This window comes from Streptomyces sp. V1I1 (genome assembly GCF_030817355.1).
In the GTDB taxonomy this organism is placed as follows: Bacteria; Actinomycetota; Actinomycetes; order Streptomycetales; family Streptomycetaceae; genus Streptomyces.
In genome coordinates this window covers 7294442-7320560 of the sequence record NZ_JAUSZH010000001.1, presented here as the reverse complement: position 1 = coordinate 7320560, position 26119 = coordinate 7294442, and the positions used below count along the sequence as shown (strand labels likewise).

Annotated in this window: 27 protein-coding genes; 18 read left to right on the top strand and 9 right to left on the bottom strand. The window is 70.3% G+C overall.

The genetic code is table 11. The features are described from left to right. Positions 1-2: 2 nt before the first annotated feature. The gene (locus QFZ67_RS34370; RefSeq protein ID WP_307664935.1) at positions 3-1400 is read right to left on the bottom strand and encodes a DUF6421 family protein; all 1398 of its coding nucleotides are present in this window, start codon (positions 1398-1400) and stop codon (positions 3-5) included. Positions 1401-1690: 290 nt separating this feature from the next. On the opposite strand from QFZ67_RS34370, the gene QFZ67_RS34365 reads away from it, so the two are divergent. Together QFZ67_RS34365 and QFZ67_RS34360 are read left to right on the top strand one after the other, a co-directional pair. Next, positions 1691-1816 carry a hypothetical protein gene (locus QFZ67_RS34365; protein WP_307664934.1) on the top strand — a complete coding sequence of 42 codons (126 nt, stop codon included), beginning with the start codon at positions 1691-1693 and terminating at the stop codon, positions 1814-1816. A 103-nt stretch (positions 1817-1919) separates the two neighbouring features. Next, on the top strand, positions 1920-2570 hold the full coding sequence (locus tag QFZ67_RS34360; protein ID WP_307666076.1) for a glycerophosphodiester phosphodiesterase family protein: 651 nt from the start codon (positions 1920-1922) through the stop codon (positions 2568-2570). A 109-nt stretch (positions 2571-2679) separates the two neighbouring features. On the opposite strand, the gene QFZ67_RS34355 is transcribed toward QFZ67_RS34360, so the two are convergent. Beyond that, complete coding sequence (locus tag QFZ67_RS34355; protein WP_307664933.1) at positions 2680-3231, bottom strand: GNAT family N-acetyltransferase; 552 nt, start codon at positions 3229-3231, stop codon at positions 2680-2682. Between the two features lie 75 nt (positions 3232-3306). On the opposite strand from QFZ67_RS34355, the gene QFZ67_RS34350 reads away from it, so the two are divergent. The 6 genes from QFZ67_RS34350 (at position 3307) to QFZ67_RS34325 (ending at position 7663) form a co-directional block, all read left to right on the top strand. Beyond that, positions 3307-3693, top strand: coding sequence for a VOC family protein (locus QFZ67_RS34350; protein WP_307664932.1), 387 nt, complete (start codon positions 3307-3309; stop codon positions 3691-3693). 137 nt (positions 3694-3830) lie between these two features. After that, positions 3831-4376 carry a DUF5134 domain-containing protein gene (locus tag QFZ67_RS34345; RefSeq protein WP_307664931.1) on the top strand — a complete coding sequence of 182 codons (546 nt, stop codon included), beginning with the start codon at positions 3831-3833 and terminating at the stop codon, positions 4374-4376. A 95-nt stretch (positions 4377-4471) separates the two neighbouring features. Further along, positions 4472-5407 (top strand): M56 family metallopeptidase, encoded by a 936-nt coding sequence (locus tag QFZ67_RS34340; RefSeq protein WP_307664930.1) that lies wholly within the window; start codon positions 4472-4474, stop codon positions 5405-5407. 34 nt (positions 5408-5441) lie between these two features. Beyond that, positions 5442-6128, top strand: a complete 687-nt coding sequence (locus QFZ67_RS34335) for a phosphatase PAP2 family protein (RefSeq protein WP_307664929.1) — start codon at positions 5442-5444, stop codon at positions 6126-6128. Positions 6129-6147: 19 nt separating this feature from the next. Continuing rightward, complete coding sequence (locus QFZ67_RS34330) at positions 6148-6843, top strand: HAD family hydrolase (protein WP_307664928.1); 696 nt, start codon at positions 6148-6150, stop codon at positions 6841-6843. 172 nt (positions 6844-7015) lie between these two features. Further along, entirely contained in the window at positions 7016-7663 is a 648-nt protein-coding gene (locus tag QFZ67_RS34325; protein WP_307664927.1) for a TetR/AcrR family transcriptional regulator, read from the top strand. On the opposite strand, the gene QFZ67_RS34320 is transcribed toward QFZ67_RS34325, so the two are convergent. Next, positions 7645-9150, bottom strand: a complete 1506-nt coding sequence (locus QFZ67_RS34320) for an LVIVD repeat-containing protein (protein WP_307664926.1) — start codon at positions 9148-9150, stop codon at positions 7645-7647. The two genes, QFZ67_RS34325 and QFZ67_RS34320, sit on opposite strands and share 19 nt — an antisense overlap. 176 nt (positions 9151-9326) lie before the next feature. Between QFZ67_RS34320 and QFZ67_RS34315 the strand changes: the two genes are divergently transcribed. Next, positions 9327-9992: a DUF305 domain-containing protein gene (locus QFZ67_RS34315; RefSeq protein WP_307664925.1), complete on the top strand. Its 666-nt coding sequence runs from the start codon at positions 9327-9329 to the stop codon at positions 9990-9992. On the opposite strand, the gene QFZ67_RS34310 is transcribed toward QFZ67_RS34315, so the two are convergent. After that, a complete protein-coding gene (locus QFZ67_RS34310; protein ID WP_307664924.1) occupies positions 9970-10659 on the bottom strand; it encodes a DUF6214 family protein in 690 nt (229 codons plus the stop codon). The genes QFZ67_RS34315 and QFZ67_RS34310 overlap by 23 nt on opposite strands. 140 nt (positions 10660-10799) lie before the next feature. Here QFZ67_RS34310 and QFZ67_RS34305 point away from each other — a divergent pair, with 140 nt between their 5' ends. Continuing rightward, positions 10800-12155: an FAD-dependent oxidoreductase gene (locus QFZ67_RS34305; RefSeq protein ID WP_307664923.1), complete on the top strand. Its 1356-nt coding sequence runs from the start codon at positions 10800-10802 to the stop codon at positions 12153-12155. A gap of 62 nt (positions 12156-12217) precedes the next feature. Here QFZ67_RS34305 and QFZ67_RS34300 read toward each other — a convergent pair whose 3' ends face one another. After that, complete coding sequence (locus QFZ67_RS34300) at positions 12218-12568, bottom strand: helix-turn-helix transcriptional regulator (protein ID WP_307664922.1); 351 nt, start codon at positions 12566-12568, stop codon at positions 12218-12220. Positions 12569-12764: 196 nt separating this feature from the next. Here QFZ67_RS34300 and QFZ67_RS34295 point away from each other — a divergent pair, with 196 nt between their 5' ends. The 8 genes from QFZ67_RS34295 to QFZ67_RS34260 all read left to right on the top strand — a co-directional run bounded on the left by QFZ67_RS34295 (position 12765) and on the right by QFZ67_RS34260 (position 20232). After that, positions 12765-13256, top strand: a complete 492-nt coding sequence (locus QFZ67_RS34295) for an Lrp/AsnC family transcriptional regulator (RefSeq protein ID WP_307664921.1) — start codon at positions 12765-12767, stop codon at positions 13254-13256. Between the two features lie 127 nt (positions 13257-13383). Next, positions 13384-14196, top strand: a complete 813-nt coding sequence (gene ddaH, locus QFZ67_RS34290; protein ID WP_307664920.1) for a dimethylargininase — start codon at positions 13384-13386, stop codon at positions 14194-14196. A gap of 128 nt (positions 14197-14324) precedes the next feature. After that, positions 14325-15404 carry an NADH:flavin oxidoreductase/NADH oxidase gene (locus tag QFZ67_RS34285; protein ID WP_307664919.1) on the top strand — a complete coding sequence of 360 codons (1080 nt, stop codon included), beginning with the start codon at positions 14325-14327 and terminating at the stop codon, positions 15402-15404. A gap of 103 nt (positions 15405-15507) precedes the next feature. Then, the gene (locus QFZ67_RS34280) at positions 15508-16263 is read left to right on the top strand and encodes an SDR family NAD(P)-dependent oxidoreductase (RefSeq protein WP_307664918.1); all 756 of its coding nucleotides are present in this window, start codon (positions 15508-15510) and stop codon (positions 16261-16263) included. Positions 16264-16425: 162 nt separating this feature from the next. Then, on the top strand, positions 16426-17511 hold the full coding sequence (locus tag QFZ67_RS34275) for a sialidase family protein (protein WP_307664917.1): 1086 nt from the start codon (positions 16426-16428) through the stop codon (positions 17509-17511). A gap of 53 nt (positions 17512-17564) precedes the next feature. Further along, a complete protein-coding gene (locus tag QFZ67_RS34270; protein WP_307666075.1) occupies positions 17565-18227 on the top strand; it encodes a uracil-DNA glycosylase in 663 nt (220 codons plus the stop codon). Continuing rightward, positions 18224-19216, top strand: a complete 993-nt coding sequence (locus tag QFZ67_RS34265; RefSeq protein ID WP_307664916.1) for an N-acetylglucosamine kinase — start codon at positions 18224-18226, stop codon at positions 19214-19216. Before QFZ67_RS34270 ends, QFZ67_RS34265 begins: the two co-directional genes overlap by 4 nt. 95 nt (positions 19217-19311) lie before the next feature. Continuing rightward, positions 19312-20232, top strand: coding sequence for a sirohydrochlorin chelatase (locus QFZ67_RS34260; RefSeq protein ID WP_307664915.1), 921 nt, complete (start codon positions 19312-19314; stop codon positions 20230-20232). 99 nt (positions 20233-20331) lie between these two features. Here QFZ67_RS34260 and QFZ67_RS34255 read toward each other — a convergent pair whose 3' ends face one another. The 4 genes from QFZ67_RS34255 to QFZ67_RS34240 form a co-directional block, all read right to left on the bottom strand. Then, positions 20332-21381 carry a lactonase family protein gene (locus tag QFZ67_RS34255; RefSeq protein ID WP_307664914.1) on the bottom strand — a complete coding sequence of 350 codons (1050 nt, stop codon included), beginning with the start codon at positions 21379-21381 and terminating at the stop codon, positions 20332-20334. A gap of 75 nt (positions 21382-21456) precedes the next feature. Beyond that, on the bottom strand, positions 21457-22524 hold the full coding sequence (locus QFZ67_RS34250) for a nitric oxide synthase oxygenase (RefSeq protein WP_307664913.1): 1068 nt from the start codon (positions 22522-22524) through the stop codon (positions 21457-21459). Between the two features lie 131 nt (positions 22525-22655). Then, the gene (locus QFZ67_RS34245; protein ID WP_307666074.1) at positions 22656-24158 is read right to left on the bottom strand and encodes an FUSC family protein; all 1503 of its coding nucleotides are present in this window, start codon (positions 24156-24158) and stop codon (positions 22656-22658) included. A gap of 483 nt (positions 24159-24641) precedes the next feature. After that, a complete protein-coding gene (locus tag QFZ67_RS34240) occupies positions 24642-26027 on the bottom strand; it encodes an FAD-binding oxidoreductase (RefSeq protein WP_307664912.1) in 1386 nt (461 codons plus the stop codon). Between the last annotated feature and the right edge of the window lie 92 nt (positions 26028-26119).

The window sequence follows — 26119 nt, the reverse complement described above, 5'->3', positions numbered from 1 at the left end:
GCTCACGCAGCCACCCGCTCAGCAGTCTCCGCGGTGATCCCCTTGGTGGAGGCGATCACGGACTTCAGCTTCTTGGAGAGCGCCTCATAGAACATGCTGAGCGGAAACTCGTCAGGAAGCACGTCGTCGACGAGCTTGCGCGGAGGCTGTGACAGATCGAGGGCGTCCGGGCCCTTGGCCCAGCGCGAGCCGGGGTGCGGTGCGAGGTAGCTCGAGACCAGGTCGTACGCGGCGAACCAGTGGACCAGCTTGGGGCGGTCGATGCCGTCGCGGTAGAGCTTCTCGATCTCGGCGCAGAGCTGGTTGGTGACCTGCGGCGCGCGCTCCCAGTCGATCTTCAGGGTGTTGTCGGTCCAGCGCACCACATCGTGCTTGTGGAGGTACGCAAAGAGCAGCTGGCCGCCGAGCCCGTCGTAGTTGCGCACCCGGTCACCCGTGACCGGGAAGCGGAACATCCGGTCGAACAGCACCGCGTACTGCACATCACGGCCGTGCTGGTTGCCTTCGGCCTCCAGCTTCACGGCCTCCTTGAAGGCGGTGAGGTCGCAGCGCAGCTCCTCCAGGCCGTACATCCAGAACGGCTGGCGCTGCTTGATCATGAACGGGTCGAAGGGCAGGTCGCCGTGGCTGTGGGTGCGGTCGTGGACCATGTCCCAGAGTACGAAGGCCTGCTCGCAGCGCGACTGGTCGCCGATCATCTCCCGGATGTCGTCAGGGAGTTCGAGGCCGAGGATGCGTACGGCCTCCGTGGTGACGGCGCGAAAACGGGCGGCCTCGCGGTCGCAGAAGATGCCGCCCCAGGTGAATCGCTCGGGGGCTTCGCGCACGGCGATGGTCTCCGGGAAGAGGACCGCGGAGTTGGTGTCGTAGCCCGCGGTGAAGCCCTCGAAGGTGATGCCGCAGAAGAGGGGGTTGTCGTAGCGGGTGCGCTCCAGCTCGGCGAGCCACTCGGGCCAGACCATGCGCAGCACGACCGCTTCGAGGTTGCGGTCCGGGTTGCCGTTCTGCGTGTACATGGGGAAGAGGACCAGGTGCTGCAGACCGTCGGCGCGTGTGGCGGCGGGCTGGAAGGCGAGCAGCGAGTCCAGGAAGTCGGGGACGTCGAAGCCGCTGTCGGCCCACTTGTGCAGATCCGCGACGAGCGCGCGGTGGTATGCGGCGTCGTGCGGGAGCAGCGGGGCGAGCTCCTCCACGGCGTCGATCACGCGGTCGAGCGCGGCTTCGGCAGAGACGCGGGCGGGGGCGCCCTCGGCGTCGAAGTCGATGGAGCCGTCCTTGGACTGCCAGGGGCGGATCTCCTCGACGGCATTCTTGAGCGTCGGCCATGCCGGGTGGTCGATCACCCGGGCGGTTTGGGATATGCCCTCTGGGGCAGCGGTCTGCACAAGAATTTCCGTCATGTCACTTCCTTCACAGGAGAACCTCGCGTCAAGACACCGTATCTGTGTGTGGTTCTCCCGTACAAGTGGGACCTTGGGAGATTATCCTGACTCACCCCATGATCACCGAAAGTTTTGCGGCCGCGGGTCGTTCGGGCGATTGCTTCGACCACCCCGTCGGCTGAGCGCGACCTCGCGTCAAGCCGCACAGGACGCGCCCACGGGCGGGTGACGCGGCCGGCTGCGGGCGGCCCGCCATGGGTAGGACGAGGGGTCCGCCCTCTCGCCCACCTCTCCCGGAGCCTTACCGCGTGAGTACCCGTGCCGTCCTTGTCGCAGCCCTCATCACCGGTTTCGTCCTGGGGATCGCGGGGGCCAGAGCGGACCACTCCACTCCCCCTCGCGAGACCGGTCCCATCGCGGAGGCGGGCCGTTAGGCTGCGTGATTGCCGCGCGGCTGCCGGGATGCGCCTCGCGGGAGCCGCCGTCGACGGAAGCGAGAAAATCTTGACTTTCCTCACCATCGGTCATCGCGGGGTCATGGGCGTCGAGCCGGAGAACACCCTGCGCTCCTTCGTCCGCGCCGAACAGGCCGGAATGGACGCCATCGAACTGGATCTGCATCTCACCAAGGACGGCGCGCTCGCCGTCATGCACGACGCCGACGTGGACCGTACGACCGACGGAAAGGGTCCGATCGCCGACAAGACCCTCGCCGAGCTGCGGGAGCTCGACGCGGGCAGCGGCGAGCGGGTGCCGGTCTTCGAGGAGGTACTCGACGCCGTGCGGGCACCGCTCCAGGCGGAGATCAAGGACGTGGCCGCGGCCCGGGCACTGGCCGAGGTGATGCTCAGCCGCGATCTCGTGCACCGCGTCGAGGTGTCGTCTTTCCACGACGACGCGGTCGCCGAGATCGCGGGTCTGGTGCCCGGTGTACGGACGGTGCTCATCGCCGGCCGCTGGGGCGCCGACGTCGTGGACCGTGCCAAGGCGGTGGGCGCCGCCTCCCTCGCGCTGAACATCCGCAGGCTGACCCTGGAGACCGTCGAGCACGCGCACGGCGAAGGCCTTCAGGTGATCGGCTGGGTGGTGAACACCCAGGAGCATCTGCGGCTGGTGCGCGCCCTCGAACTCGACGGCGCGACCACCGACTTCCCCGAGATCCGGCGCACCGGCCGGTTCACGGCCTGAGGACCCTGTTCTCGGGACCGTGTTCGCGGGTCCCTGTTCGCGGGTCCCTGTTCGCGGGTCCCTGTTCGCGGGTCCCTGTTCGCGGGTCCCTGTTCGCGGGTCCGTCCTCCTAGGACAGTTCCTTCACCAGCAGCTCGAAGGCGAGATCGTCGCGCTGCGGGATGCCGAAGCGCTCGTCGCCGTACGGGAAGGGGCTCAGCTTTCCCGTACGGCGATAGCCGCGGCGCTCGTACCAGGCGATCAGCTCGTCCCGTACCGAGATAACGGTCATGTGCATCTCGCGCGCACCCCAGCGCTCGCGCGCGGTGCGCTCCGCCTCCGTGATGATCCGGCGGCCGAGGCCTCCGCCCTGCAGCTCGGGGCGGACGGCGAACATGCCGAAGTACACGGACTCACCGCGGTGCTCCAGCTGGCAGCAGGCGATCGGCTCGCCGTCACGCTCCACTATGAGGAGGGTGCTGCCGGCGGCATTGATGACCTCCAGGACGCCTTCCGGGTCGGTGCGCTGTCCGTCGAGAATGTCCGCCTCGGTGGTCCAGCCGGTGCGGCTCGCATCGCCTCGGTACGCGGACTCGATCAGCGGGACGAGCGCGGGCACATCGGCCTCGATCGCGTCACGGTAGGTGAGCTCGCCGGAGTCCCGGGCCGGTGCGGTGTCCATTGAGGGGCACTCCCATCTCGACGGTGTACAGGTGTCCCGAGACTAACCCGTGCCTCCGCGCCCTAGGGTTTGCCCATGGTGCATGTGCTGAGCAGCCGGATCCTGCTGCGCCCGACCGACCCCGAGCGGTCGCGGCGGTTCTACGGGCAGACACTCGGCCTCCCCGTCTACCGCGAATTCGGCACTGGTCCCGAGCGGGGCACGGTCTACTTCCTGGGCGGCGGGTTTCTGGAAGTGTCAGGGCGCTCAAAGGCCCCGGCCGCGACCGGTCCCGAGCTGTGGCTCCAGGTCGAGGACGCGGCCGCGGTCCACGCCGAGCTGTCGGCGCGGGACGTCGAGATGCTGCGGCCGCCCAGGCGCGAGCCGTGGGGGCTGATCGAGATGTGGATCGCCGACCCGGACGGCCACCGGATCGCGATCGTCGAAGTGCCGGCCGATCATCCGCTGCGGTACCGCCCCTGAGCCGCCACAGGGCGTCCGGGGCGGGCCGGACTGCCGCGCTGTGCTCCCCATGCACCTCCGTGCACCTCCGTGCGCTCGCGTAGGCCCCCGAGCCGCCGGGCATCGACTCTTTGAACCGTCGAAGGGGGAGGTGCGCCGTGCACGGACCGGCCATGTCCGGCTGGCTGCTCGTCGCGCTGTGCGGGGGGACCGGCGCGTACTGCCTGGTACGGATGCGCAGTTGTTCCGGCGAGGCACGCGAGGCGGCCGGCGGCGAAGCCCTGATGGGGTGGGGAATGGCGGCGATGGCGGTGCCCGCCGCCGTGTTCGCGCCGCCCAGTTGGGGCTGGGTGGTGTACGCGGTGGTCTTCGGGGCGGCGGCGCTGCGCGCCCTGTGGCCGGCCCGCCGCGGCGCTCACCATCTGCATCACGTCGTGGGTTCCCTCGCGATGGTCTACATGGCGGTGGCGATGACGTCCGGCGCCGGCCACCCCGGGCATGCGGCCGCCGGAATCCCCCTGCTCACCGGCGGGCTGCTGGTGTACTATGCCGTGTACGTGCTGCGCTCCGGCGTCCGCTTAATGCCTGTGCCGTCCCCCCCGGGCGGTGCGGCGACGGTCTCCTGGAGCGCACGGCCCGAGCTGGCGCCGGCCTGCCGGCTCGCCATGGGCCTCGCCATGCTGGCGATGCTGCTCGCTCTCTGAGCCGTCTACGGGCGGGTGGCACCGAAACCGTGTCGTACGTCACTTGGAGCGCGAGGCCATACCCGCAAGTAGCCCCGCGCTCATAGGCTGACAGCATGTTGGTCTCCCTCGTGCTGCTGCTCCTCGGAGCACTGGCCGCCGTCGTGGCCCCGCGACTTGTGTCGCGTGCCGACTGGCCGGAGCGCGAGCCCGTGGTGGCACTGTGGGTCTGGCAGTGCGTGGTCGCGGCCGTACTGCTGTGCTTCGCGCTCTCCATGACGTTCAGCGCGGCGGCGGCCTGGCAGCTTGTGCGGGGTCATGTCTTCGCGCCCGCGCCGCACGGGGTGGTGGAGGCGTACGCCCTCGGCGCGAACGACCCGTGGTCCGCCGTCCTCGCCGTTGTCCTGGCCTGCGGGGGCCTGTGGACCGGCGCGATGCTCACCCGCGAGATCCATTGGGCCCGTGTCCGGGGGAAGCGGCGGCGCACAGAGCTTCTGGTGCGTGCCCCTCTGATGCCGGGCGAGGAGCCGGGCAGCGAACCTCTGGTCGTCCTGGAGGGCGTGCGGCCCGACGTCTGGTGGCTGCCGGGCGCGGCACCCCAACTGGTCGTCACCACGGCCGCGTTGCGCCGCCTGAAGGGCCGTCAACTCGATGCCGTACTGGCGCACGAGCAGGGGCACGCGCAGGCACGGCACGACTGGCTGCTGCACTGTTCCGCCGCGCTCGCCAACGGCTTTCCGCAGATCCCGGTGTTCGCGGCGTTCCGCGGCGAGATGCACCGGCTCGTCGAGCTGGCGGCCGACGACGTCGCGTCCAGGCGCTTCGGCCGGCTGACGATCGCCCTGGCCCTGGTCGAACTCAACGAGGACCGTGGCGTGTTCGGGCCCTGCCCCACGCCGGACGCCCAACTGCCGCAGCGGGTGAACCGGCTGCTGACACCCGTGCCGCGGCTGACCGCGGGCCGCCGGCTGCGGCTGACCGCGGCCGCCGCCCTGGTGCCTGTGATCCCCCTGCTGGTGGCATTCGTGCCCGCGCTGCGCGCGCTGGGATAGCCGTATGAGCCGGTGAGCGGCGAAGATCTCCCCCATGCACTTCCCGCGCTCAGCGCCTCCCACTCCGCCGGAGCAGACCCGGGTCGGCGTCGCCGCCCGTACGGGCGCGCTGCTCGCCGCCCTCTCGGCGGTGCTGCTGACCCTGGTCGCGGTCTCCTGGTCCCCCCTCGTCTCCTTCGACCGCACGGTCGCGGACGGCCTGCACGGCTGGGCGGTGACCGAGCCGGGGCTCACCCGCGTGAACCTGGTGCTCACCGACTGGGTGTGGGACCCGTGGACGATGCGCGCGCTGACGGCCGCGGCCGTTCTTTGGCTGTGGTGGCTGCGGGAGTGGCTGCTGGCGGTGTGGGTCGCGGTGACGAGCGCGGTGGGCACCTTCGTACAGCAGGGGCTGAAGTCCGCCGTGGGCCGGGAGAGGCCGCAATGGCCGGATCCCGTCGACTCCGCGCACTACGCGGCCTTCCCCTCCGGCCACGCGATGACGGCCATGGTCAGCTGCACTCTGCTGCTGTGGCTGCTCAGGCGGCACGGAGGAGAGGGGCGGCTGTGGCACTGGAGCATCGCGGCCGCCGTAGTCTCCGTCGTCGGGGTCGGCCTCACCCGGCTCTACCTTGGCGTGCACTGGCCCTCGGACGTGGTGGGCGGCTGGCTGCTCGGCGCCTGTTGGGCGGCGCTTTCGATCGCCGCGTACGAGCGTGTGGTCTTGTCCCGGCAGCGCTGACCCCGGAAGGATCGCGGTCATGGCGATCAAGGGTGTGCTCTTCGACTTCTCAGGAACGCTGTTTCGCATCGAGCCCGCGCGGGACTGGCTTCGCGCGGTACTCGACGCACGGGGCAGCAGTCTCCCCGAGGCCGAACTGGCCCGGTACGCCGGGCAGTTGGCGGCGGCCGGGGCACTCCCCGGCGGCTCGTCGCCACAGCGGATGCCACCAGGTCTCGCCGATCTGTGGGAGACCCGCGACGAGAGCGCGGAACGGCACCGTGCCGCGTACACCGGTCTCGCCCGCCAGGTGGAGCTTCCGGACCCGGGTCTGTACGACGCGCTCTACGAACGCCATATGACGCCCGACGCCTGGCGCCCGTACCCCGACGCCGGCGACGTGCTGCGCACGCTGCGGGAGCGGGGGGTTGGCATCGCCGTGGTCAGCAACATCGGCTGGGACCTGCGGCCGGTCTTCCGCGCCCACGGCCTGGATGGCTGGGTGGACGCGTATGCCCTGTCGTTCGAGCACGGCGTGCAGAAGCCCGACGTACGCCTCTTCCGCTCGGCCTGTGAGGCGCTGGGCAAGGACCCGGGCGAGGTCCTGATGGTCGGCGACGACAAATATGCGGACGGCGGGGCCGCGAATCTGGGATGTGCGGTCCATTTCGTGGACCATCTGCCGGTGGAGGATCGTCCGGCGGGACTGCGCCCGGTGCTCGGGCTCATCGACTGAAACTGACCGGAGGCTCACAGAGGCACACTTAAGACATGCCAAAGCTACCCAAACCGGACGATCCCCCGCGTCGCCCGGTTCAGGCAGCACCCCCGCTGACCAGGCCCTGAAAGCCTCGCGCCGGGGCACCCTGAGTATATTGGCTCGGAGCCAGTCAACGCAGGAGTCAAGCATGTCCCCGCGGAGCGCATCGGTCAATGAAGAGCTTCGTCGGCGTTCCCGGGAGCGGCTTTTGCAGGCCACCGTGGAGCTGGTCGGAGAGCGCGGGTACGAGGCGACGACACTGGCCGACATCGCAGACAGAGCGGGCTCGGCACGCGGGCTTGTCTCGTACTACTTCCCGGGCAAACGGCAGCTGCTGCAGTCGGCCGTGCACCGCTTGATGCATCGCACACTGGAAGCGGCGCTGGAGCGCGAGCCCAGAACCGATGACGGGCGCGAGCGGCTCGCGCGGGCGATCGACGCCATCCTCGGGCTCGCGGTCGACCGGCCCATGCTGATGCGGACGCACATGTCGGGGGTCCTGCAGGCCGAGGGGTTCTGGCAGTGCTCGGAACAGCAGCGTCTCGCGGCCCTGCTGCGCGACACGGTGGAGCGCTACGGATCACCGGATGCCGATGCCGACTATCCACTGCTGCGCGCCCAGCTGATGGGCGCGGTTTTCGCGATCCTGCTGCCGGGGGTGCCTATGCCGCCGGCTCGGCTGCGCGCGGAGCTGTTCCAGCGGTACGGGCTCGACTGGGAGCTCGGCGTCCCGCCGGGCGAGAGACCGCCCGGCGGAACGCGTGTTGAGGCAGCGGATCAGTCGCGGTCGAAGTAGTCCGGCTGGGTCTGCACATTGAGCTCGCGCAGCCGCACCCGCTTCGCCGGGTCCGTGCGCCTGTCGTTGATCTTCAGGACGTCGAGGCCCTTGGCGATGTCGTTCGAGTAGACGTATCCGTTGTAGTAGTACGCCGACCAGGGGCCCGCGGTGGTGACCTGGTCGAGGGTGACCGGACCGCGCTCGAAGTAGCCGATCTCCTTCGGCTTCGAGGAGTTGGTGAAGTCCCACACCGAGATGCCGCCCTGGTACCAGGCCTGGACCATGATGTCGCGGCCCTTCACCGGGATGATCGAACCGTTGTGGGCCACGCAGACCTCGGCCTCGGCCTGGGGCCGGTCGATCTTGAAGTAGCTGCGGAAGACCAGCTTGCTCCTCTCGCCCCTGCCAACGATGTCGTAGATGCCGTCGGCGCCACGGTTCGGGCCGATCTCGGCGTTGCAGGTGGCCGCGCCGCCGCCGCCCAACTCGTCTGTGAAGACAACCTTGTTGGCCTTCTGGTTGAAGGTCGCCGAGTGCCAGAACGCGAAGTTGACGTTGTCCTGGATCCGGTCGATGACCTTCGGGTGCTCCGGGTCCTCGATCGAGAACAGGATGCCGTCACCCATGCAGGCGCCGGCGGCCAGGTCCTTCGAGGGGAGCACCGTGATGTCGTGGCAGCCGGTGGTCTTGGAGACGCCCGGGTTGGTGGGCGAGCCGGGGTTGCCGCCGCCGTCCGGGCCGTCGCCGGGGAAGAGCACCGGGAAGTTCACGATCGCGGACTTCTCGGGGGCCTTGCGCGGCACCTTGATGACGGAGATTCCGTCGTGCGGCGGCTGGCAGTCCGGGAAGGTCGTACTCGGCGAGTACGAGGAGACGTAGATGTAGACGTTGCGGCGCTCGGGCACGAGCGTGTGCGTGTGCGAGCCGCAGGCGGTCTCGACAGCGGCGACGTACTTCGGGTTGCGAATGTCGCTGATGTCGAAGATCTTCATGCCTTCCCAGGACGACTTCTCGGTCGCGGGCTGCGACGTGCTGTTGCACGAATTGTCGCTGCGCGAGGAGTCGGTGGAGAGGAAGAGCAGGTCACCGGAGACCGAGATGTCGTTCTGCCCACCGGGGCAAAGGACCTGGGCGACGGTCGTGGGCGACTTCGGATTGCTGATGTCGAAGATCCGGAAGCCGTCGTAGTTGCCCGCGAAGGCGTACTTCCCCTGGAAGGCAAGGTCCGAGTTGGTGCCCTTGAGCGCGTCCTTGGGGATGTTGGCGAGATGTTCGATGTTGTCGCTGTGGACGATCTCGTCCACTCCGGGTATCTCACCGCTCTTGATGGCAGACCTGTCTTCGGCCGCCTGCCCCGAGGACACTCCCTGCTGTGCGGGGGTGTCGCCGGGGTCTGGTGTGGCGGCCGCGGGTCCGGCCGTCAGCAGTGTGCCGAGGAGCCCGGCCGCGGCTGCCGCCACGCCCAGACGTCTGCGCCGCACTCGGGTGGGGTGCAACAGGGTCACTGCGTCCTCCCTTGTATCCGTTCGCAGTTGAACGGTTCACGGACCTCGGCAGTATCTTCCCTTCCATGTACATCTCAACAGATGGCAACACAGACGTAATGAAAGTTTTTGATCATCGGCGTGCGGAAGCGTGCTAGGAACGTCCCCAAACACCCCAAGTGCCACAGGAGGTCACCGTGTTGAACCGCAGTAGGGCCGCGTGTGTCCGCAGGCCGGTCGCCCTGGCCGCGGTCACTGCCGCCGTACTCGCCCTGGGCGCCTGCGAGTCGGACTCCGGCACTCCCGCCAAGGCCAAGGGGGATACAGGACCCTCCGTGGTGGCACCCGGCAAGCCGGGTGAGCCGGCCAGGACTCTCTCCGCCGAGGAAGCCGCGAAGGCCGCCCCCGACGACTCCCCCAACGCGGCGGACTTCTCCTACGCGCAGATGATGATCGCGCACCACAGTCAGGCGCTGCTGATGACCACCCTGGCACCGGAACGCGCGGGATCCACGCAGGTCAAGCGGCTCGCGGAGCGGATAGCCGCCTCACAGAAGCCGGAGATCGGCGCGATGCAGGGGTGGCTGAAAACGAACGGCGGGGCGAAGGGGAAGGGCGGTCACGACCACGGGCAGGCCGCGATGCCCGGAATGGCCACCACGGCCCAACTCGCCCAGCTGCGCGGGGCGAAGGGCAAGGCGTTCGACGAACTCTTCCTGAAGCTGATGACCACTCACCACCAGGGGGCCATCACCATGGCCACCGACGCCCTCTCGAAGGGCAACAACATCCTGATCGAGGAGATGGCGAGCGATGTGATCGCTCAGCAGACGAGTGAGATCAACCGGATGCGCGCGTTGTGACCTTCCGCTGGACGGCGCCGGGCTCGGGCCGGCGGCGGTTGTGGCGTGGCGCGAGATAGCCCTCGTCGCGGGCGCCCGCAATGAGCCGGAGCGACTTGCGGCGACTCCGCCCGGTCGCGGCCATCACGGCTAGCACCGGGTCGAGCCCGTCCCGCTGCGCGGCCCGGTAGGCGTCGGCCGCCATCTGCCGCCCGGCGCTGCCGCGCGGCACCGCGGGGCGGGCCCGGCGGCGGTCGGGACCCGGCGCGTCCGCGTGCCCGCCGACGCAGGGTGGGGCGGGCTCCGGTTCATCGGGGACAGGCGGCGGCGTGGCCACCCGGCAGGCGTCCTCGAGCGGGTCCCCGATCCGCTCGGCGAGCACCGCGAAGCCCCCGAGGGGCAGCGGCGGGTCGGCGTGCAGATCCTCAATGGCGATCTGCCCGTCGTCGACGACGGCGAGGACGTCGATGCGGGCACCGTCGGCGAAGGTCAGCCGGACGTTGAACCAGGGCGGGGGGATCTCGGGTCGTGGAATCCCAGGTCCGGGGATCTCGGTTCCGGGGATCTCAGGTCCGCCGGGCTCCGAGGTGACCGTGCCCGCACCTTGTAGCTCCCAGACGGGCGGGTAGGGCAGCGCCCCACCCAGGTCATACTGATCATTAGCGTTAAGAAACGTAGTTTCTTGCACAATTAGCACGTAACCAGCCAAATCCGGACCTTCCGCGGCGGCACGCACATCGCGGCGACACAAGACACCCCGTTAGAGCATCTCCCCGATCTGCGCATACCGGTGCGATGCTGGAATCCCCTGCGGGAAGGAGCGCAGCTGTGCTTCGCGTCGCTGTCGTCGGATCGGGACCCAGCGGGGTCTACGCCGCGCAGGACCTCGTCCAGCAGAGCCGGGTGCCGGATGTGCGTGTGCACGTACTGGACCGGCTCCCCTGCCCCTACGGACTCGTGCGCTACGGAGTCGCGCCCGACCACGAGAAGATCAAGTCCCTGCAGAACAATCTGCGCACGGTGCTGGAGCACGAGCGGATCGACTTCATCGGCAATGTGGAGGTGGGCAGGCACGGGCTCGGCCCCGAGCGGCTCCTGGAGCTCTACCACGCCGTCGTCTACTGCGTCGGGGCCGCCAAGGACCGCAGGCTCGGCATTCCCGGCGAGGATCTGCCCGGCAGCCACTCGGCCACCGATTTCGTCTCCTGGTACAGCGCGCACCCCGACTCGGCGGGCAACGACTTCGCTCTCGGGGCCCGTTCGGCCGTGGTCATCGGCGTCGGCAATGTGGCCGTCGACGTCGCACGCATCCTCGCGCGGGGCGCGGACGAGCTGCGGCCCACCGATGTGCCGCAGACGGCACTCGGGGCGCTCTCGGTCAGCCAGGTGCGCGAGGTGCACATGGTGGGCAGGCGGGGCCCCTCGCAGGCGAAGTTCACCACCAAGGAGCTGCGGGAGCTCGGCTCGCTGCCTGCGGCCCAGGTGCTGGTCGATCCCGCGGACCTCTCGCTCGACCCCGCGTACGCGGATCCTTCTGCTTCCGCCGTGTCCGCGCTGCCCGCGGTCAACCGGCGCAACCTCGATGTCGTACGCGGCTGGGCGGCGCAACCCGAACAGAGCCGGGACCGCCGGATCCATCTGCGGTTCTTCCTGCGCCCGGTGGAGCTGCTGGAGCAGGGTGGGCGGGTGGCCGGCGTACGGTTCGAGCGCACCGTTCCGGACGGTGACGGAGGCGTTCGGGGCACCGGAACGTACGAGGAGATCGAGGCTCAGCTGGTGCTGCGGGCTGTGGGCTACCGCGGTGTCCCGCTGCCCGGGCTGCCGTTCGACGAGGGTCGCGGCACGGTGCCGCACGCGGCCGGGCGGATACTGCGGGACGGCGTACCGTCGCCCGGGGAGTACGTGGCGGGGTGGATCAAGCGCGGCCCGACCGGGGTGATCGGCACCAACCGGCCGTGCGCCAAGGAGACGGTGGCCTCGCTTCTCGACGATGCCGCGACGCTCGCGCTTCGGCCCGTCGCCGAGGATCCGCTGGCCGAACTGCGGAAGTCGGGACAGCGTCCGGTGCAGTGGCCGGGCTGGCTGTCGATCGAGACGGCGGAGTCGGCGCTGGGCCGCACGCTCGGCCGGCGTACCGTCAAAATCCCTGACTGGCCAGGTCTGTTGAGCGCGGCGGGCGATTGAGCGACGGGCATGGGCCCGGGCGCGCCTGCGCTTCGGGCGCCTGCGCCTCGCGCGCCTGCGCCTCAGCCCTCGCCGAGGCGTTCCGCCTGGCCCTCGGCGGCGGCGAGGATGCTGTCGAGCAGCCCGGGGAAAAGCGCGTCCAGGTCGCCACGCCGCAGTCCGTTCATCTTGGCGGTGCCCTGGTAGATCTGCTGGATCACGCCGTTCTCACGCAGGACGCGGAAGTGGTGGGTGGTCGTCGACTTGGTGACGGGCAGGTCGAAGTGCGAACAGGACAGGTTGTCCTCGGCCGTCGCGAGCTCACGCACCACACGCAGCCGCATCGGGTCGGAGAGCGCGTGGAGCACGTTCTCCAGACGGATCTCTTCGCGCGTGGGGTGGGCAAGCACGCGGGGGCTTGTCGCGGTGGTCACGGCGGCTCCACTTCATCGGGGTCTCCATTGTACGAGGACTCTCGTAGTTTGACACTCGCCGTAATACGGTGACTGCCGTACGAGTCGAAGAGCTGAGCCGCACAGGCGATGCGGGACGACGGATGGCATGATCGCCGCGAACCTGCTCCTCGTACAGCCATGAGGCGCGGTGCACTGCGCGAAAGGAGCTGACTCCATGTCCCGGCGCGGAGCTGACCTTGACGAACTCGACCGCAAGATCATCTCGGCCCTGATGGCCGACGCGCGGGCGAGTCTGCGGGAGATCGGCGTTTCGATCGGCCTGTCGGCGCCCGCCGTCAAGCGCCGGGTGGACCGGCTCAGGGAGCAGGAAGTGATCACAGGTTTCACCACGGTGGTGAAGCCCGCGGCGCTCGGCTGGCACACCGAAGCGTATGTGGAGGTGTTCTGCGACGGAGCCGCTCCGCCGAGGAGGCTGGCGGAGGTGGTCCGAAATCACCCCGAGGTCCAGTCGGCCGTGACGGTCACCGGACGGGCCGACGCGATCCTGCACATCAGGGCGCTCGACGTCGCGCACTTCGAGGACGTCCTCGAACGGATCCGGTCCGAGTCTTTCGTGAAAGCCACCAACAGCTTCATCGTGCTCTCGCACCTCCTGCCGAGCAGCCCCGAGGCCGGATCGGGAAGCATCACGCCGGACCTGACCTAACAAGTAGTGGCTCCACATCCCGCACACGCAACATTGTTGCGAGTAGACGCAATTCATTCGTCTTGTCGCTGTCCGTCACCATCTCTAGCGTGGTGGGTACCCCCGGTCCGATGAGAGGAATACGCGGATGCCGTTCATCCGAACCGCGAGGAAGCGCCGGTATCTCGTCTGCCCGCCGGAGCACTTCGACGTCCGGTACGCCATCAACCCCTGGATGACCTCGGGGGAGCCGGTCGACATCAGCCTTGCCCGGAAACAGTGGGACGGGCTCGTATCCCTGTATCGCGAGCTGGGTCACACCGTGGAGGTTGTGGATCCGGTCGAGGATCTCCCCGACATGGTGTTCGCGGCCAATTCGGCACTGGTACTCGACGGCAAGGCGTTCGGCGCGCAATTCCATGCAGCGGAGCGGCAACCGGAAGCCGCCCATTACCGGGCCTGGTTCCAGAGCGCCGGATTCGAGACTCGTATCCCGTCCCATACCTGCGAAGGAGAAGGGGACTTCACACCGGTCGGTGGATACATACTCGCCGGCACCGGGTTCCGCACGCTTCCGGCAGCCCATCACGAAGTCCAGGAATTCTTCGGCACGCCGACATTGAGCCTTCACTTGATCGACCCGCATTTCTACCACCTGGACACAGCGCTCTTCGCTCTCGACGACAGCAATATCGCCTACTACCCGGGCGCTTTCTCCAAAGGCAGTCAGCAGGTCCTGCGGACTCTTTTCCCGCACGCCGTCGTTGCCACCAGGGAGGATGCGCTGACCTTCGGGCTCAACTCCGTATCCGACGGACGCAATGTGGTGATGGCGCAGGACGCGACGGGCCTCATGGAGGACGTGGCAGCGCGCGGCTACGTCCCCGTCCCCGTGGACCTCTCGGAGTTCCGCAAGGCGGGCGGCGGAGCGAAGTGCTGCACGCAGGAGATCCGCGAGTAGGGCGTCGGAGTTCCGCGAGTAGAGCGTCGCCGGTGCAATGTACGAGGGCTCTCGTAGTTTGACACTCCCCGTACTACGATGGGTATCGTACGAGCCGTACACCGGCCCCGCCCCGATTGGAGTCCGCCGTGAGCGCGCTGTTCCAGCCCTACACCCTGCGGTCGCTTACCGTCCCCAACCGCGTCTGGATGGCACCCATGTGCCAGTACAGCGCGGAGGTGTTCGGCCCGAACGCCGGCGTCGCGAACGACTGGCACTTCGCCCACTACGCCGCCCGCGCCACCGGCGGCACGGGCCTGATCCTCACCGAGGCGACCGCGGTCAGCCCGGAGGGCCGGATCAGCCCCGCTGACCTCGGGATCTGGAACGACACCCAGGTCGAGGCGTTCCGCCGGATCACCCGCTTCCTGGGGAGCCAGGGCACCGTCCCCGGCATCCAGCTGGCGCACGCCGGGCGCAAGGCGTCCACCGACCGCCCCTGGAAGGGCGGCGCACCGGTGGGCGCCGACGATTACGGCTGGCAGCCGCTCGGGCCCAGCCCGCTCCCCTTCGACGAGGGGCATCCCGTCCCCACCGAAATGACGGTCGCTCAGATACAGGAGATCACCGGCCAGTTCGCGGCCGCCGCCCGCCGCGCGCTGGACGCCGGATTCGAGGTCGCCGAGATCCACGGTGCACACGGCTATCTGATCGGCGAGTTCCTGTCGCCGCACAGCAACCAGCGGGACGACGAGTACGGCGGGTCCTTCGAGAACCGCACCCGCTTCGCCCTCGAGGTCGTCGACGCTGTGCGCGCGGTGTGGCCCGACGAGCTGCCCCTCTTCTTCCGTATCTCCGCCACCGACTGGCTGGACGAGGCCGGCTGGACGGCCGACGACACCGTCCGCTTCGCCGCCCTGCTCAAGGAGCACGGCATCGACCTCCTCGACGTCTCCACCGGCGGCAACGCACCGCGGGTGCGCATCCCGACCGGCCCCGGCTACCAGGTGCCGTTCGCCGCGCGGGTGAAGGCGGAGACCGGGCTCCCGGTCGCCGCGGTAGGCATGATCACCGAGGCCGGGCAGGCGGAGAAGATCCTGGACAACGGCGAGGCCGACGCGGTGCTGCTCGGCCGCGAGCTGCTGCGTAACCCGTCGTGGGCCCGGCACGCGGCCCGTGAGCTGGGCGGCGAGATCCACATTCCGGAGCAGTACCACCGCTCCGTCTGAGATTCCGGTGAGGTCCCCGTGAGATCCCCCTACTCCGGCGACCGATGAGTTCCGGGGCCCCGGCCGGTCTGCACTGAGTACGTACGTACTCAGGAGGCACATCGTGCTGCTCGAAAACAAGAACGCCGTCATCTACGGAGGTGGAGGCTCGATCGGCGGGGCGGTCGCCCGCGCGTTCGCCCGCGAAGGTGCGCGGGTCCATCTCGCCGGACGCACCCGCAAGAGCCTGGAAGAGGTCGCCGATGCCATCCGCGCCGCGGGTGGCACGGCCGAGACCGATCAGGTCGACGCGCTCGACGAGGAGGCTGTCGACCGGCACGCCGACGCCGTGGCCGAGCGGGCCGGGAGCCTCGACATCTCGTTCAATCTCATCTCGTACGCCGAAGTCCAGGGGACGCCGCTCGCCGAGATGGCGCTGGCGGACTTCGAGCGGCCGGTCCACAACGCCGTACGCACGATGTTCCTGACCTCCAGGGCCGCCGCGAGGCACATGATGAGGCAGAAGTCCGGCGTGATCCTCGCCTTCGGCGGCTACGGCGACCCGCCGCGCAACCACTACATGGGCGGGTTCCAGGTGGCGTTCGGCGCCGTGGAGTCCCTCCGCCGGAATCTGGCCTGCGAGCTGGGCCCGCACGGTATCCGCGTCCTCACACTCCAGACCGGCGGCGTGCCCGAGACGATCCCCGAGGGATTCGAGTGGGGCAAGGCCATCACCGAGGAGATCGCGGGACACACCATGCTGGGTCGGGCGGCCTCGCTCGCCGACGTCGGCAATGTGGCGGTCTTCGCCGCCTCGGACCTGGCTCGTTCAATGACCGCGACCGCCCTCAACATCACCGGCGGGTCGGTCATCGACTGAACCGTCCGCTGAACCGTCCGCACAGATCGCCCCTGAAGACCGTCCCCGAAGACCGTTCACACCCGGGCTGAGCTGCGAGAAGACCCGTCCCACGGGCCGCTGTCAGTGGGCGGGTGCAGACTGGCCCGTATCCGAGACAGCGGCGTCCTGGAGGTAAAGGCCATGACCGATGTTCTTCTGACCGTAGGCACTCGAAAAGGGCTCTTCATCGGCCGCAGGCGTGGCGGCACATGGGAGTTCGACGGCCCGCATTTCAATGCGCAGGCCGTGTACTCGATCGGGATCGACACGCGCCGGTCCGTGCCCCGCCTGCTGGTGGGCGGCGACAGCGCGCACTGGGGCCCTTCGGTGTTCCACTCCGACGACCTCGGCAAGACCTGGATCGAGCCGGAGCAACCGGCCGTGAAGTTCCCCAAGGACACCGGGGCGTCGCTGGAGCGCGTCTGGCAGCTGCATCCGGCCGGTCCCGCCGCGCCGGACGTGGTGTACGCGGGGACGGAGCCTGCCGCGCTGTTCCGCTCGGACGACCGCGGCGAGACCTTCGAGCTCGTACGGCCCCTGTGGGAGCATCCCACCCGCTCGAAATGGGAGCCGGGCGGCGGCGGCGAGGCGGTGCACACCGTGGTGACCGACCGCCGGGACCCCCAGGCCGTGACGGTCGCCGTGTCGGCGGCCGGGGTGTTCCGCTCCAAGGACGGCGGCGCTAGCTGGGCACCCTCCAACCAGGGAGTGTCGGCGGTCTTCCTGCCCGACCCCAACCCGGAGTTCGGGCAGTGCGTCCACAAGATCGCGCAGGACGCGGGCGATCTGGACCGGTTGTATCTGCAGAACCACTGGGGTGTGTACCGCAGCGACGACGCGGGCGCCAAGTGGACCGACATCGGCGAGGGGCTGCCGTCCGACTTCGGTTTCGCGGTCGCCGCACATCCGCACCGCCCCGACACGGCCTATGTCTTCCCGATCACGGCGGACGCGGACCGGGTGCCTGCCGGACGTCGCTGTCGCGTCTACCGAACGAGCGACGCGGGCGGCAGCTGGGAGGCGCTGTCGGCCGGGCTGCCCGAGGGCGACCACTTCGGCACCGTGCTGCGGGACGCGCTGCGCACGGACGACGCGGACCCGGCCGGTGTGTACTTCGGCAATCGCAACGGCGAGGTGTATGCGAGCGCTGACGACGGAGACACCTGGCAGCTGCTCGCCTCCCATCTGCCGGATGTGCTCTGCGTGCGGGCAGCGGCCATGGGTTGAGAGGCATGGCCGCCGCACCAGTAGAGTGACGCCCCGTGGCAGCACGACAACCCTTGAAAGAAATCATCGAGCCCGGGTGGGCGGACGCCCTCGCTCCAGTGGCCGAACGCATCGCGGCGATGGGGGACTTCCTGCGCGCGGAGATCGCCGCGGGACGTACCTATCTGCCGGCCGGGTCGAATGTGCTGCGCGCCTTTCAGCAGCCGTTCGAGGACGTGCGCGTCCTGATCGTCGGTCAGGATCCGTACCCCACGCCCGGGCACGCCGTCGGGCTGAGCTTCTCGGTGGCGCCCGAAGTGCGGCCGGTGCCCGGCAGCCTGGACAACATCTTCCGGGAGATGCACGCCGACCTGGGGCACCCCCGTCCGGCCAACGGCGACCTCACGCCATGGACCCGGCAGGGCGTGCTGCTGCTCAACAGGGCGCTGACCACCGCGCCCCGCAAGCCCGCCGCGCACCGCGGCAAGGGCTGGGAGGAGGTGACCGAGCAGGCCATCCGGGCCCTCGCCGCGCGCGGCAAGCCCCTGGTGTCCGTGCTGTGGGGGCGTGATGCCCGCAATCTGCGTCCGCTGCTCGGCGACCTCCCGGCGATCGAGTCCTCGCACCCCTCCCCCATGTCCGCGGACCGCGGCTTCTTCGGCTCCCGCCCGTTCAGCCGGACCAACGAACTCCTCGAACGCCAGGGGGCGCAGCCGGTCGACTGGCGGCTTCCGTGACCGTGAGCTGGGTCCTCGCAGTGGACTCCGGCGGCTCCGGTCTGCGTACGGCACTTGCCGACGCCTCCGACCCGGCACACGTCGACAGTGTCGAGTCGCGCGAGCCGGTGCGCACCGGCGACGGGGGCATCGACGCGGAGCATCTGCTGGACCAGCTGCTGCCGATGGCGCGCACACTGCTGGACCGGGCCGGTGGCGGCACCGTGTCCGCGGTCGCGATCGGCGCTGCCGGAATGGCGACGCTCGGCGCCCGGCTGCGCGCCGAACTCCCCGCCGCACTGGCCGAGTCACTGGGTGTACGCCGGCTCGCGCTCGCCGCGGACGCGGTCACCGCATACGCAGGGGCGCTCGGCCAGCGTCCCGGGGCCGTGGTCGCGGCAGGCACCGGCATGATCGCGATGGGCACGGATCTGTCCGCCTGGCACCGGGCCGACGGCTGGGGCCATCTGCTGGGCGACTGCGGCGGCGGCGCCTGGATCGGCCGGGCCGGTCTGGAGGCTGCGCTGCGCGCCCACGACGGGCGGCGCGGCGGTTCCGCCGCGCTGCTGACCAGGATGGAGTCGGTGTTCGGTCCGGCTCAGGAGCTGCCGGGAATGCTGTATCCGCGCCCGGACCGGCCCGCGGTGCTCGCCTCCTTCGCGCCAGAGGTCGGGGAGTGCGCGGCGGAGGGCGACGCGGTGTCCGCGACCATCCTCGCCGGGGCCGCCCGGCATATCGCGGAAGCGGCCGCGGCCGTGTGTCCACCGGCCGCCAGTGCATCCGGTGGTTGTGAAGTCGCCTTGACCGGCGGGCTGTTCAAGATGGGCGACCCACTGCTCGTACCACTGAGGAGTGAGCTGGCCGGACAACTGCCGCACGCCCGGCAGGTGTCCGCGGCCGGCGATCCGCTCACCGGCGCGGTGCTTCTCGCGGCCGCGCTCGCCACCGATTCGCTGCGGCTGCCACGCCATCCGACGCTCCTGCACGTACCGACAGAGCAGGGCAGTTGAGGCGTACGACATTCACCGGATAAATGCGGACAGATGACGCTTGAGTGCCCCCTCCCCGAACAGCCGCACCCCCAAAACCAGTAGCATGCGGCGCCATGAGCTCCCCCACTGGGCCCGCATCCGGCCTGCCTGTACGAATGCCGCGACCCCGCCAGTCCGGGCGGCACCGCCGCCCGGAACCCGTGGCGGCTCCTGAGGGCGCGCCCGCGCTCGTGCTCGCCGTCCCCGGCGCTCCCGCGCACGCCACGCGCGGCCTGGCCGAAGAGGTCATAAGCATCGCCCGTTCCGAGCTGCCCGGCCTCGACGTGGCCATCGGGTATCTCGACGGCGACGACGCCGAGTACCCCACGCTCGAGAGCGTCCTCGCGTACACCGCCGCCCGGCGCACCGAGCGGTACGAGATCGCGAAGGCCGCCGGCCGTGAAGTGGCCGCTCCCGAGGGGCCCGCCGCCGTCGTGGTGCCGCTCCTCGCGGGCCCGGACAACGCCCTGATGCGGCGGATCCGCCAGGCCGTCATGGACAGCCGCGCGAGGGCCGAGCTGACGGACGTCCTCGGCCCGCACCCGCTGCTCGCCGAAGCCCTGCACGTCCGGCTCTCGGAGGCCGGCCTGGCGCGCGCCGACCGCGCCCGGCTGTTCACCGTGGCCACGGCGGCCGACGGCATCATCCTGGCCACGGTCGGCGGCGAGGAGGCCGTCCAGGCGGCCGGGATCACCGGCATGCTGCTGGCCGCGCGCCTCGCGGTGCCGGTGATGGCCGCGGCGCTCGACCAGGAAGGCGCGGTGGCCGCGATCGCCGGGCAGCTGCGCGGCTCCGGCTCGGCACAGCTCGCCCTGGCCCCGTATCTGGTGGGCCCGGAGCTGCCCGAGGGCCTGCTGGACGCCGCCGTCAAGGAGGCGGGCTGTGCCGCCGCCGAGGCGCTCGGCGCCTACCCGGCGATCGGCAAGCTGGTGCTGTCGCAGTACACGACCGCGCTGGGCATCGCCCCGCAGCCGCAGGGCTCACCCTCGCACTGACGGCACGGTCGTAGGTACGCAGAGCAGATACGCAGCACAGATACGCAGAAGGGCCCGCACCACTCGAACGGTGCGGGCCCTCGCGCTACGGACCGGTGATCAGGCGAAGATCACGCATGAGGCCGCGGGGGCGGCAAGGGAGCCCGCCCTGCGCGGCACGCCGGTCTCCGGGTCGATGTTGAACCAGGTGACGTCGCCAGAGCGCTCGTTGGCGGCGTACAGCCTGCGTCCTGTCGGGTCCAGGGCGAGGTCGCGCGGCCAGTGCCCGCCGCACGGCACCGTGGTGACCAGCTCCGCCTTCTCGCGCGTCTCGTCGAGTGCGAGTACGGCGATGCTGTCGTGGCCGCGGTTGGCGGTCCACAGATGCCTGCCGTCGTGCGAGACGACCACCTCGGACGGGTAAACGGGCCCAGCGACGCCGTCCGGCAGCACCGGCCTCTCGCCAACCGGTTCGAGCACACCCGCGTCCGCGTCCCAGCGGCAGACTGTGAGGGTCGGCTCGAGCTCGTTCAGCACATAGGCATGACTGCCCGCGGGGTGGAAGGCGAGATGACGCGGGCCTGTTCCGGGGCGCAGCGCGGTCTCGCCGCGCAGGGTCAGCTCACCCGCATCGGGGTCCAGTTGGCAGATCCGTATGGAGTCGGTGCCGAGATCGACGCCGAGCACCCAGCGCCCGGTCGGATCGGGCAGCACCTGGTGCGCGTGCGGACCGCGCTGCCGTTCCGGGTCCGGTCCCGCGCCCTCGTGCTGCAGCACGCCACTGGCGGCGCCCGGCTCTCCGCCGGCCCCGACGGGGAGCACGGTGACGCTGCCCGAGCCGTAGTTGGCGGTCACCAGATGGCCCGCCGCGAGCGCGAGATGGGTGGGGCCTTCGCCGCACACCGGGATCCGCGTGCCGATCGGCTTCGGCGATGGCCCGTTGACGTCGAAGGCCGCCACCGCGCCCTCGGCGGTCTCCGAGACGGCGTAGAGGACCGGGCCGCCGGATCCGATCGCGATGGCGAGATACGACGGGTCGGCGATTGCGTCACTCGCTCCCGTCTCGGCGAGCGCACCGGTCTCCCCGTCCACGGCGGCGGCAATGATCCCGCGGCCTCCGGCCGAGGTGAACGACCCGATGAATGCTCGCCCGGCGCCCTTGTCACCCACAGCGTTTCCCCTCTCCGCCGACTGATCGCTTGTTGCCGGGCCGACGGTAGCAGGCGCGGTCTAGACCAAGTCCGTCTACTGCCCGCCCCGTTCACCGAGAGCGCGCGCCTGCGCCTCGGGGTGGTGGACATAGGCGGGCCGCCGCTGGGTGGGGTCGTACGTACGGTGGAAGACGGGCGTCGCGGAGCCCGAGATCGGCGGCACGATCCACGACCAGTCCGCGCCGACGCAGCGGCCCCGGCTCGCCTCCCGGTCCAGATGGGTGAGGAAGCGGCGCGATTCGGTGTGGTGGTCGGTGACAGTGACGCCCGCGCGGTCGAAGGAGTGCAGCACGGCGCGGTTCAGCTCGACCAGCGCGCGGTCCTTCCACAGCGAGCGGTCGTTCGTCGTGTCGAGGCCCAGCCGTTCGGCGATGCGCGGCAGCAGGTCGTAGCGGTCGGTGTCGGCGAGGTTGCGGGCGCCGATCTCGGTGCCCATGTACCAGCCGTTGAAGGGGGCTGCGGGGTAGCAGATACCGCCGATCTCCAGGCACATGTTCGCGACGGCGGGTACGGCGTGCCAGCGCAGGCCAAGCTCCGCGTACCAGCCCTCCTCCGGGTGGTGCAGCTCCACTTCGAGCACGGCGTCGCGCGGCAGCTCGAACCAGCGGGGCTTGCCGTCGCCGTCCTCGATGACGAGGGGCAGCAGGTCGAAGGGCGTGCCGGGGCCGCCCTGCCAGCCGAGCCCCAAAGCGACGTCGGTGAGCGCGGCGTTGCGGGGGTCGCCCACGGTGGGCCCGTGGGCGGAGCCGTAGCCCGCGTACCGTACGAGCTGCTCGTTCCAGATGCGCGGGCCTGGGCGGCCGGGCGCGTCCGGGGCGAAGACGGTGATCATCGGGCGGATGCGGCCGCCGTTGGTGGCCTGGCGCAGGTGTTCCGCCGACTCGTGTGCCACGGAGTCGGCATCGTCGATGTGTCTTCGGTCCGCGCGGGTGTGGCGGTATGTGCCGGTCTCGTCGATCTCCGCGAGGACGGCGGCGATCCGGGCGGCCGAGTCGCCCGCCGCTCGCTCCTCCAGGTGGTGGAGGCGGATGAAGTCCTCGGCCTCCTGCCGGTCGACCTGCGCGCCGGTCAGGCACAACGGTCTGAACAGGGACTCGGGCATGGTGCGCACCCCCCGGGCTCGTGGAGGGACGTACATGGATGCCGCTGTGGTTACCCCTTGAACAGCCTGATCCACCCTGTGTGTGCCGGGGGAATTTGCCTCATTCAAGGGCTTTGCGGTTATTCCCCAGGTCAGGCAGGCACGAGGGGAGCACGCGGAGAGGTACGCAGGGGCGCGTCCAGCTCCGCGAGCGCCCGCTCCAGTGCCTGGAGATGCGTGAGGGCCGCCTCGGCACCGGGGTGGTGGTGAGGCACCGGTACGGACTCGCTGTGGGCCTTCGCCTGCCGGGTGGCGGGCGGCACCAGGGCGTGCACCGCGGCTTCGACACGGTGGCAGGCGGCGGCCAGCCGCGCGTCGTGCGAAGCGTCCGGGTCGGCGGCGACGGCGGCGAGGCCACGGACCTCGCGAGCGCATTCGTCCAGCAGCACGATCACCTGGCGGGCGCGCGCCTTGCGGGCCCGCAGCGGGCTGAGCGGGTGGACGAGCGGGGCGAGGGAGAGCCGTACCCGGCCGAGCAGCAGCTCCAGTTCGGCGGCGAGCGGCGCCGGGTCGGCCTGCTCGTCCCCGGCCAGCCTGCGCGCCGCAGCGGTGGTGCAGCCGTGAACGCAGTGCAGGGCGCGCCGGATCCAGGCGTCGGTCGCCGCATGCGTGGTGACGGGCAGGATCAGGGCGACGCCGAGCGCCGCACCGAGCGCGCCGACCGCCGTCTCCTCGAACCGGAGCAGCAACAGCCCGGGGTGCAGCACGCCGAGCAGCCCGTACAGCAGGCCGGCCATGACGGTGACGAAGAACATCATCCAGCTGTACGAGGGGGCGGCCGTGTAGAAGATGCCGAAGACGCAGACGGCGACCAGGGCTGCGGTGGGCACGGGCGCGCCCGCGATCGGGATGGCGATCAGCAGACCGGCGGCGATGCCGGTTACGGTGCCGACGACGCGGCGGAAGCCGCGCACAAGGGCCTCGCCGCGCGATGCGGTATTGACGAAGATCCACCAGGCGGTGCCGACGGCCCAGTACCAGCGGTCCGGTGAGATCAGCTGCCCGGCCGCGAGCGCGAGGCCGCAGGCGAAGGTCGCCTGGAAGGCCTGCCGGGTGGTGGGGCGGGCGAGTCCGCGTCCGGGGAGCGGCGCGGGAGCCGCGGGGGGCGGCGTGCGCCGTTCGATGCACCACAGACCGAAGCGGACCGCCGAACAGGCGGCGAGGGCCAGCGCCACCGACACGTACAGCTCCGGCAGCTGGGCCGGGACGGCGTGCAGGAACTGGGTGACGAAGAACATCATGAAGGCGAAGATGCCCAGCGCGTGTCCGCGCGGGCCCCAGCGCCGGGCGTAGACGCCGCAGAAGACCACGACGAGCCAGGCGGCGGCGCGCGGCAGCGGTTCGCTGTGCAGGGTGGTCGCCAGGGCCAGGACCGGGAATCCGGCGGCCGGGAGCAGGGCGGTGGTCAGCGCCTGGGCACGCACGGACACGTCAGTGACGGTGAAGAGAGCCAGCAGAGCCGCCAGGCCCCCGGTGATGGAGGCGGTCAGAGAGAGCCCGGCCAGTTCGGCCGCTGCGACGGCGAGGCCCACGCCGATGACGGCGCGCAGCGAGTTCCTCAGACGTAGACGCCCCGGATCCGGAGCCACGAACATCCTCTTCACGGCGGTCGGCCGCCCCCTTTGTCTTGTCTCACCGCCGGCCGCGGGCCGCCGGGGGTGGTGGGGCGTCCGCAGGCACGGCGAAGGCGCCGCGGTCCGGATCCGGCCTCGTTGCCGTCCGGCGCTGCGCGGCGCCGATTGTGCATGGATGCGACACAGATAACCATCCGCAGAGGCAGCGGCTCAACACATGCTCGATTGGCTGTGCCATTGGCGCACTACAAAGCGAGAGCATCAGCCACGAGGAGGCCAACGGACCAGGAGGGCGAGGTCCAGCGCCGGAGGCCCCGCGGGGAGCCTGAACGCAACGACAGGCCGTGGTGGCACCGGCACCGGCACGTGTCCCGGCAGCTCGTCCGGCCCCGGTCATCCGGAGTCCTTGTCCAGCCCCGGAGCCGGCTTCAAGCGGGTCTCGCCGGCCGAGTGGTGCCGGTCAGCCGGACGGCCTGTACGGCCGGACCGGGCTCGGGATGTTTCTCAGGGCGCGATGTTGTGGTTCAGGCGGAACAGGTTGCCGGGGTCGTAGCGTCGCTTGATTGCCGTCAGCCGGTCGTAATTCTGACGGTAGTTGGCCCGGACCCGGTCCTGGTCGTCGTGGTCCATGAAGTTCACGTAGCCGCCCTCCAAGGAGGAGGGCTCGAGTGCCGCGGCGAAGGCGCGCGCCCAGCCGACGTTGGCCTCGCAGTCGGCGCGGGTAGGGAGGGTCGGGCTGAGTGCGGTCGCGAAGTCGGCGTCCCGGTAGGTGAATGCGGTCTCCTCGGGTCCCAACCTGTGGCAGGCGCCGTCGATGGGGAACACCACCGTCGCGCTCTGGATGGTGGGCGTCGTGGCGCCGTACTCGACGTACGCGTCGATGGCCCCGTCCGGCAGGCCCTGGCTGAAGGTGCCCTTCCAGTAGTGGAAGAGGCCCGCGGGCAGCAGTTCGTCGAAGAGGGTGTTGATCACCGGATACGGCATGCGCCCCACGTGCTGCCCCACGACCGGGCCGAGCTCATCGAGACGGGCACGGACCTGGTCGTCCTGGTCCTCGGGACCCGTCCAGCAGGTGACCACTCCGCAGAGCGGCCGACCGTGCCACCGCTCGGGCAGGAACGGGAGAGGCGGGCCGAGCGCGACGACGAGCAGGGCGCTGAACTTCTCGTCCGAGTCGGCGATCAGCTCCCGGTATCTCCGCATCACGTCCCCGTCGAGCGGGTAGAACGTCGGCCCGCCGAGAATGTCGGCCACGGGGTGCAGCCGGTACTCGAAGGACGCGACGACCCCGAAGTTCCCGCCCCCGCCGCGCACTGCCCACAGCAGGTCGGCGTTGTGCTCCTGCGTACAGGTCAGGAAGGACCCGTCGGCCGTGACCAGGTCGGCCGAGATCAGGTTGTCGCAGGCCAGCCCGCAACGCCGGGCCAGATAGCCCATGCCGCCTCCCGTGGTCAGCCCGCCGATACCGGTACTGGACACGACGCCGCCCGTGGTGGCCAGGCCGAAGGCGTGCGTGGCGTGGTTGACATCGGCCCAGGTGCAGCCCCCCTCGGCCCTGGCCGTACGCGCCTCGGGGTCGACCCGAATCCCGCGCATGCGCCCGAGGTCGAGCACGACGCCGCCGTCGCAGGTGCCGTGGCCGGGGACGCTGTGGCTGCCGCCGCGCACCGCCAGCAGCAGATTCTGCTCCCGGGCGAAGTCCACGGTGGCGACGATGTCGCCCACGTCGACGGCCCGGACGATGATCGCCGGCCGCTTGTCGTGCATCGCGTTGTAGACCTTGCGGGCCTCGTCGTAGTCGGGGTCGCCGGGCTGGATGGTGTCGCCGCGTACGGCCCCCTGCAGCCGCTCCAACAGCGTGTCGTCGAGGGCTGGTGTGTAGGTGGTCATGGCCGCCACCGGCTTTCCGCGTCTTCGGAGATGGGCACAGCACTGTTGTAGGCACGGGGCCGGCCGACGCTCATCGCCGGAACCGCCCATAT

Coding starts and splice junctions, on each gene's coding strand:
- QFZ67_RS34370 (WP_307664935.1), bottom strand. CDS start 1,400: ATGACGGAAATTCTTGTGCAGACCGCTGCCCCAGAGGGCATATCCCAA.
- QFZ67_RS34360 (WP_307666076.1), top strand. CDS start 1,920: ATGGGCGTCGAGCCGGAGAACACCCTGCGCTCCTTCGTCCGCGCCGAA.
- QFZ67_RS34355 (WP_307664933.1), bottom strand. CDS start 3,231: ATGGACACCGCACCGGCCCGGGACTCCGGCGAGCTCACCTACCGTGAC.
- QFZ67_RS34350 (WP_307664932.1), top strand. CDS start 3,307: ATGGTGCATGTGCTGAGCAGCCGGATCCTGCTGCGCCCGACCGACCCC.
- QFZ67_RS34340 (WP_307664930.1), top strand. CDS start 4,472: ATGTTGGTCTCCCTCGTGCTGCTGCTCCTCGGAGCACTGGCCGCCGTC.
- QFZ67_RS34335 (WP_307664929.1), top strand. CDS start 5,442: ATGCACTTCCCGCGCTCAGCGCCTCCCACTCCGCCGGAGCAGACCCGG.
- QFZ67_RS34330 (WP_307664928.1), top strand. CDS start 6,148: ATGGCGATCAAGGGTGTGCTCTTCGACTTCTCAGGAACGCTGTTTCGC.
- QFZ67_RS34325 (WP_307664927.1), top strand. CDS start 7,016: ATGTCCCCGCGGAGCGCATCGGTCAATGAAGAGCTTCGTCGGCGTTCC.
- QFZ67_RS34295 (WP_307664921.1), top strand. CDS start 12,765: ATGTCCCGGCGCGGAGCTGACCTTGACGAACTCGACCGCAAGATCATC.
- ddaH (WP_307664920.1), top strand. CDS start 13,384: ATGCCGTTCATCCGAACCGCGAGGAAGCGCCGGTATCTCGTCTGCCCG.
- QFZ67_RS34275 (WP_307664917.1), top strand. CDS start 16,426: ATGACCGATGTTCTTCTGACCGTAGGCACTCGAAAAGGGCTCTTCATC.
- QFZ67_RS34260 (WP_307664915.1), top strand. CDS start 19,312: ATGAGCTCCCCCACTGGGCCCGCATCCGGCCTGCCTGTACGAATGCCG.
- QFZ67_RS34250 (WP_307664913.1), bottom strand. CDS start 22,524: ATGCCCGAGTCCCTGTTCAGACCGTTGTGCCTGACCGGCGCGCAGGTC.
- QFZ67_RS34245 (WP_307666074.1), bottom strand. CDS start 24,158: ATGTTCGTGGCTCCGGATCCGGGGCGTCTACGTCTGAGGAACTCGCTG.
- QFZ67_RS34240 (WP_307664912.1), bottom strand. CDS start 26,027: ATGACCACCTACACACCAGCCCTCGACGACACGCTGTTGGAGCGGCTG.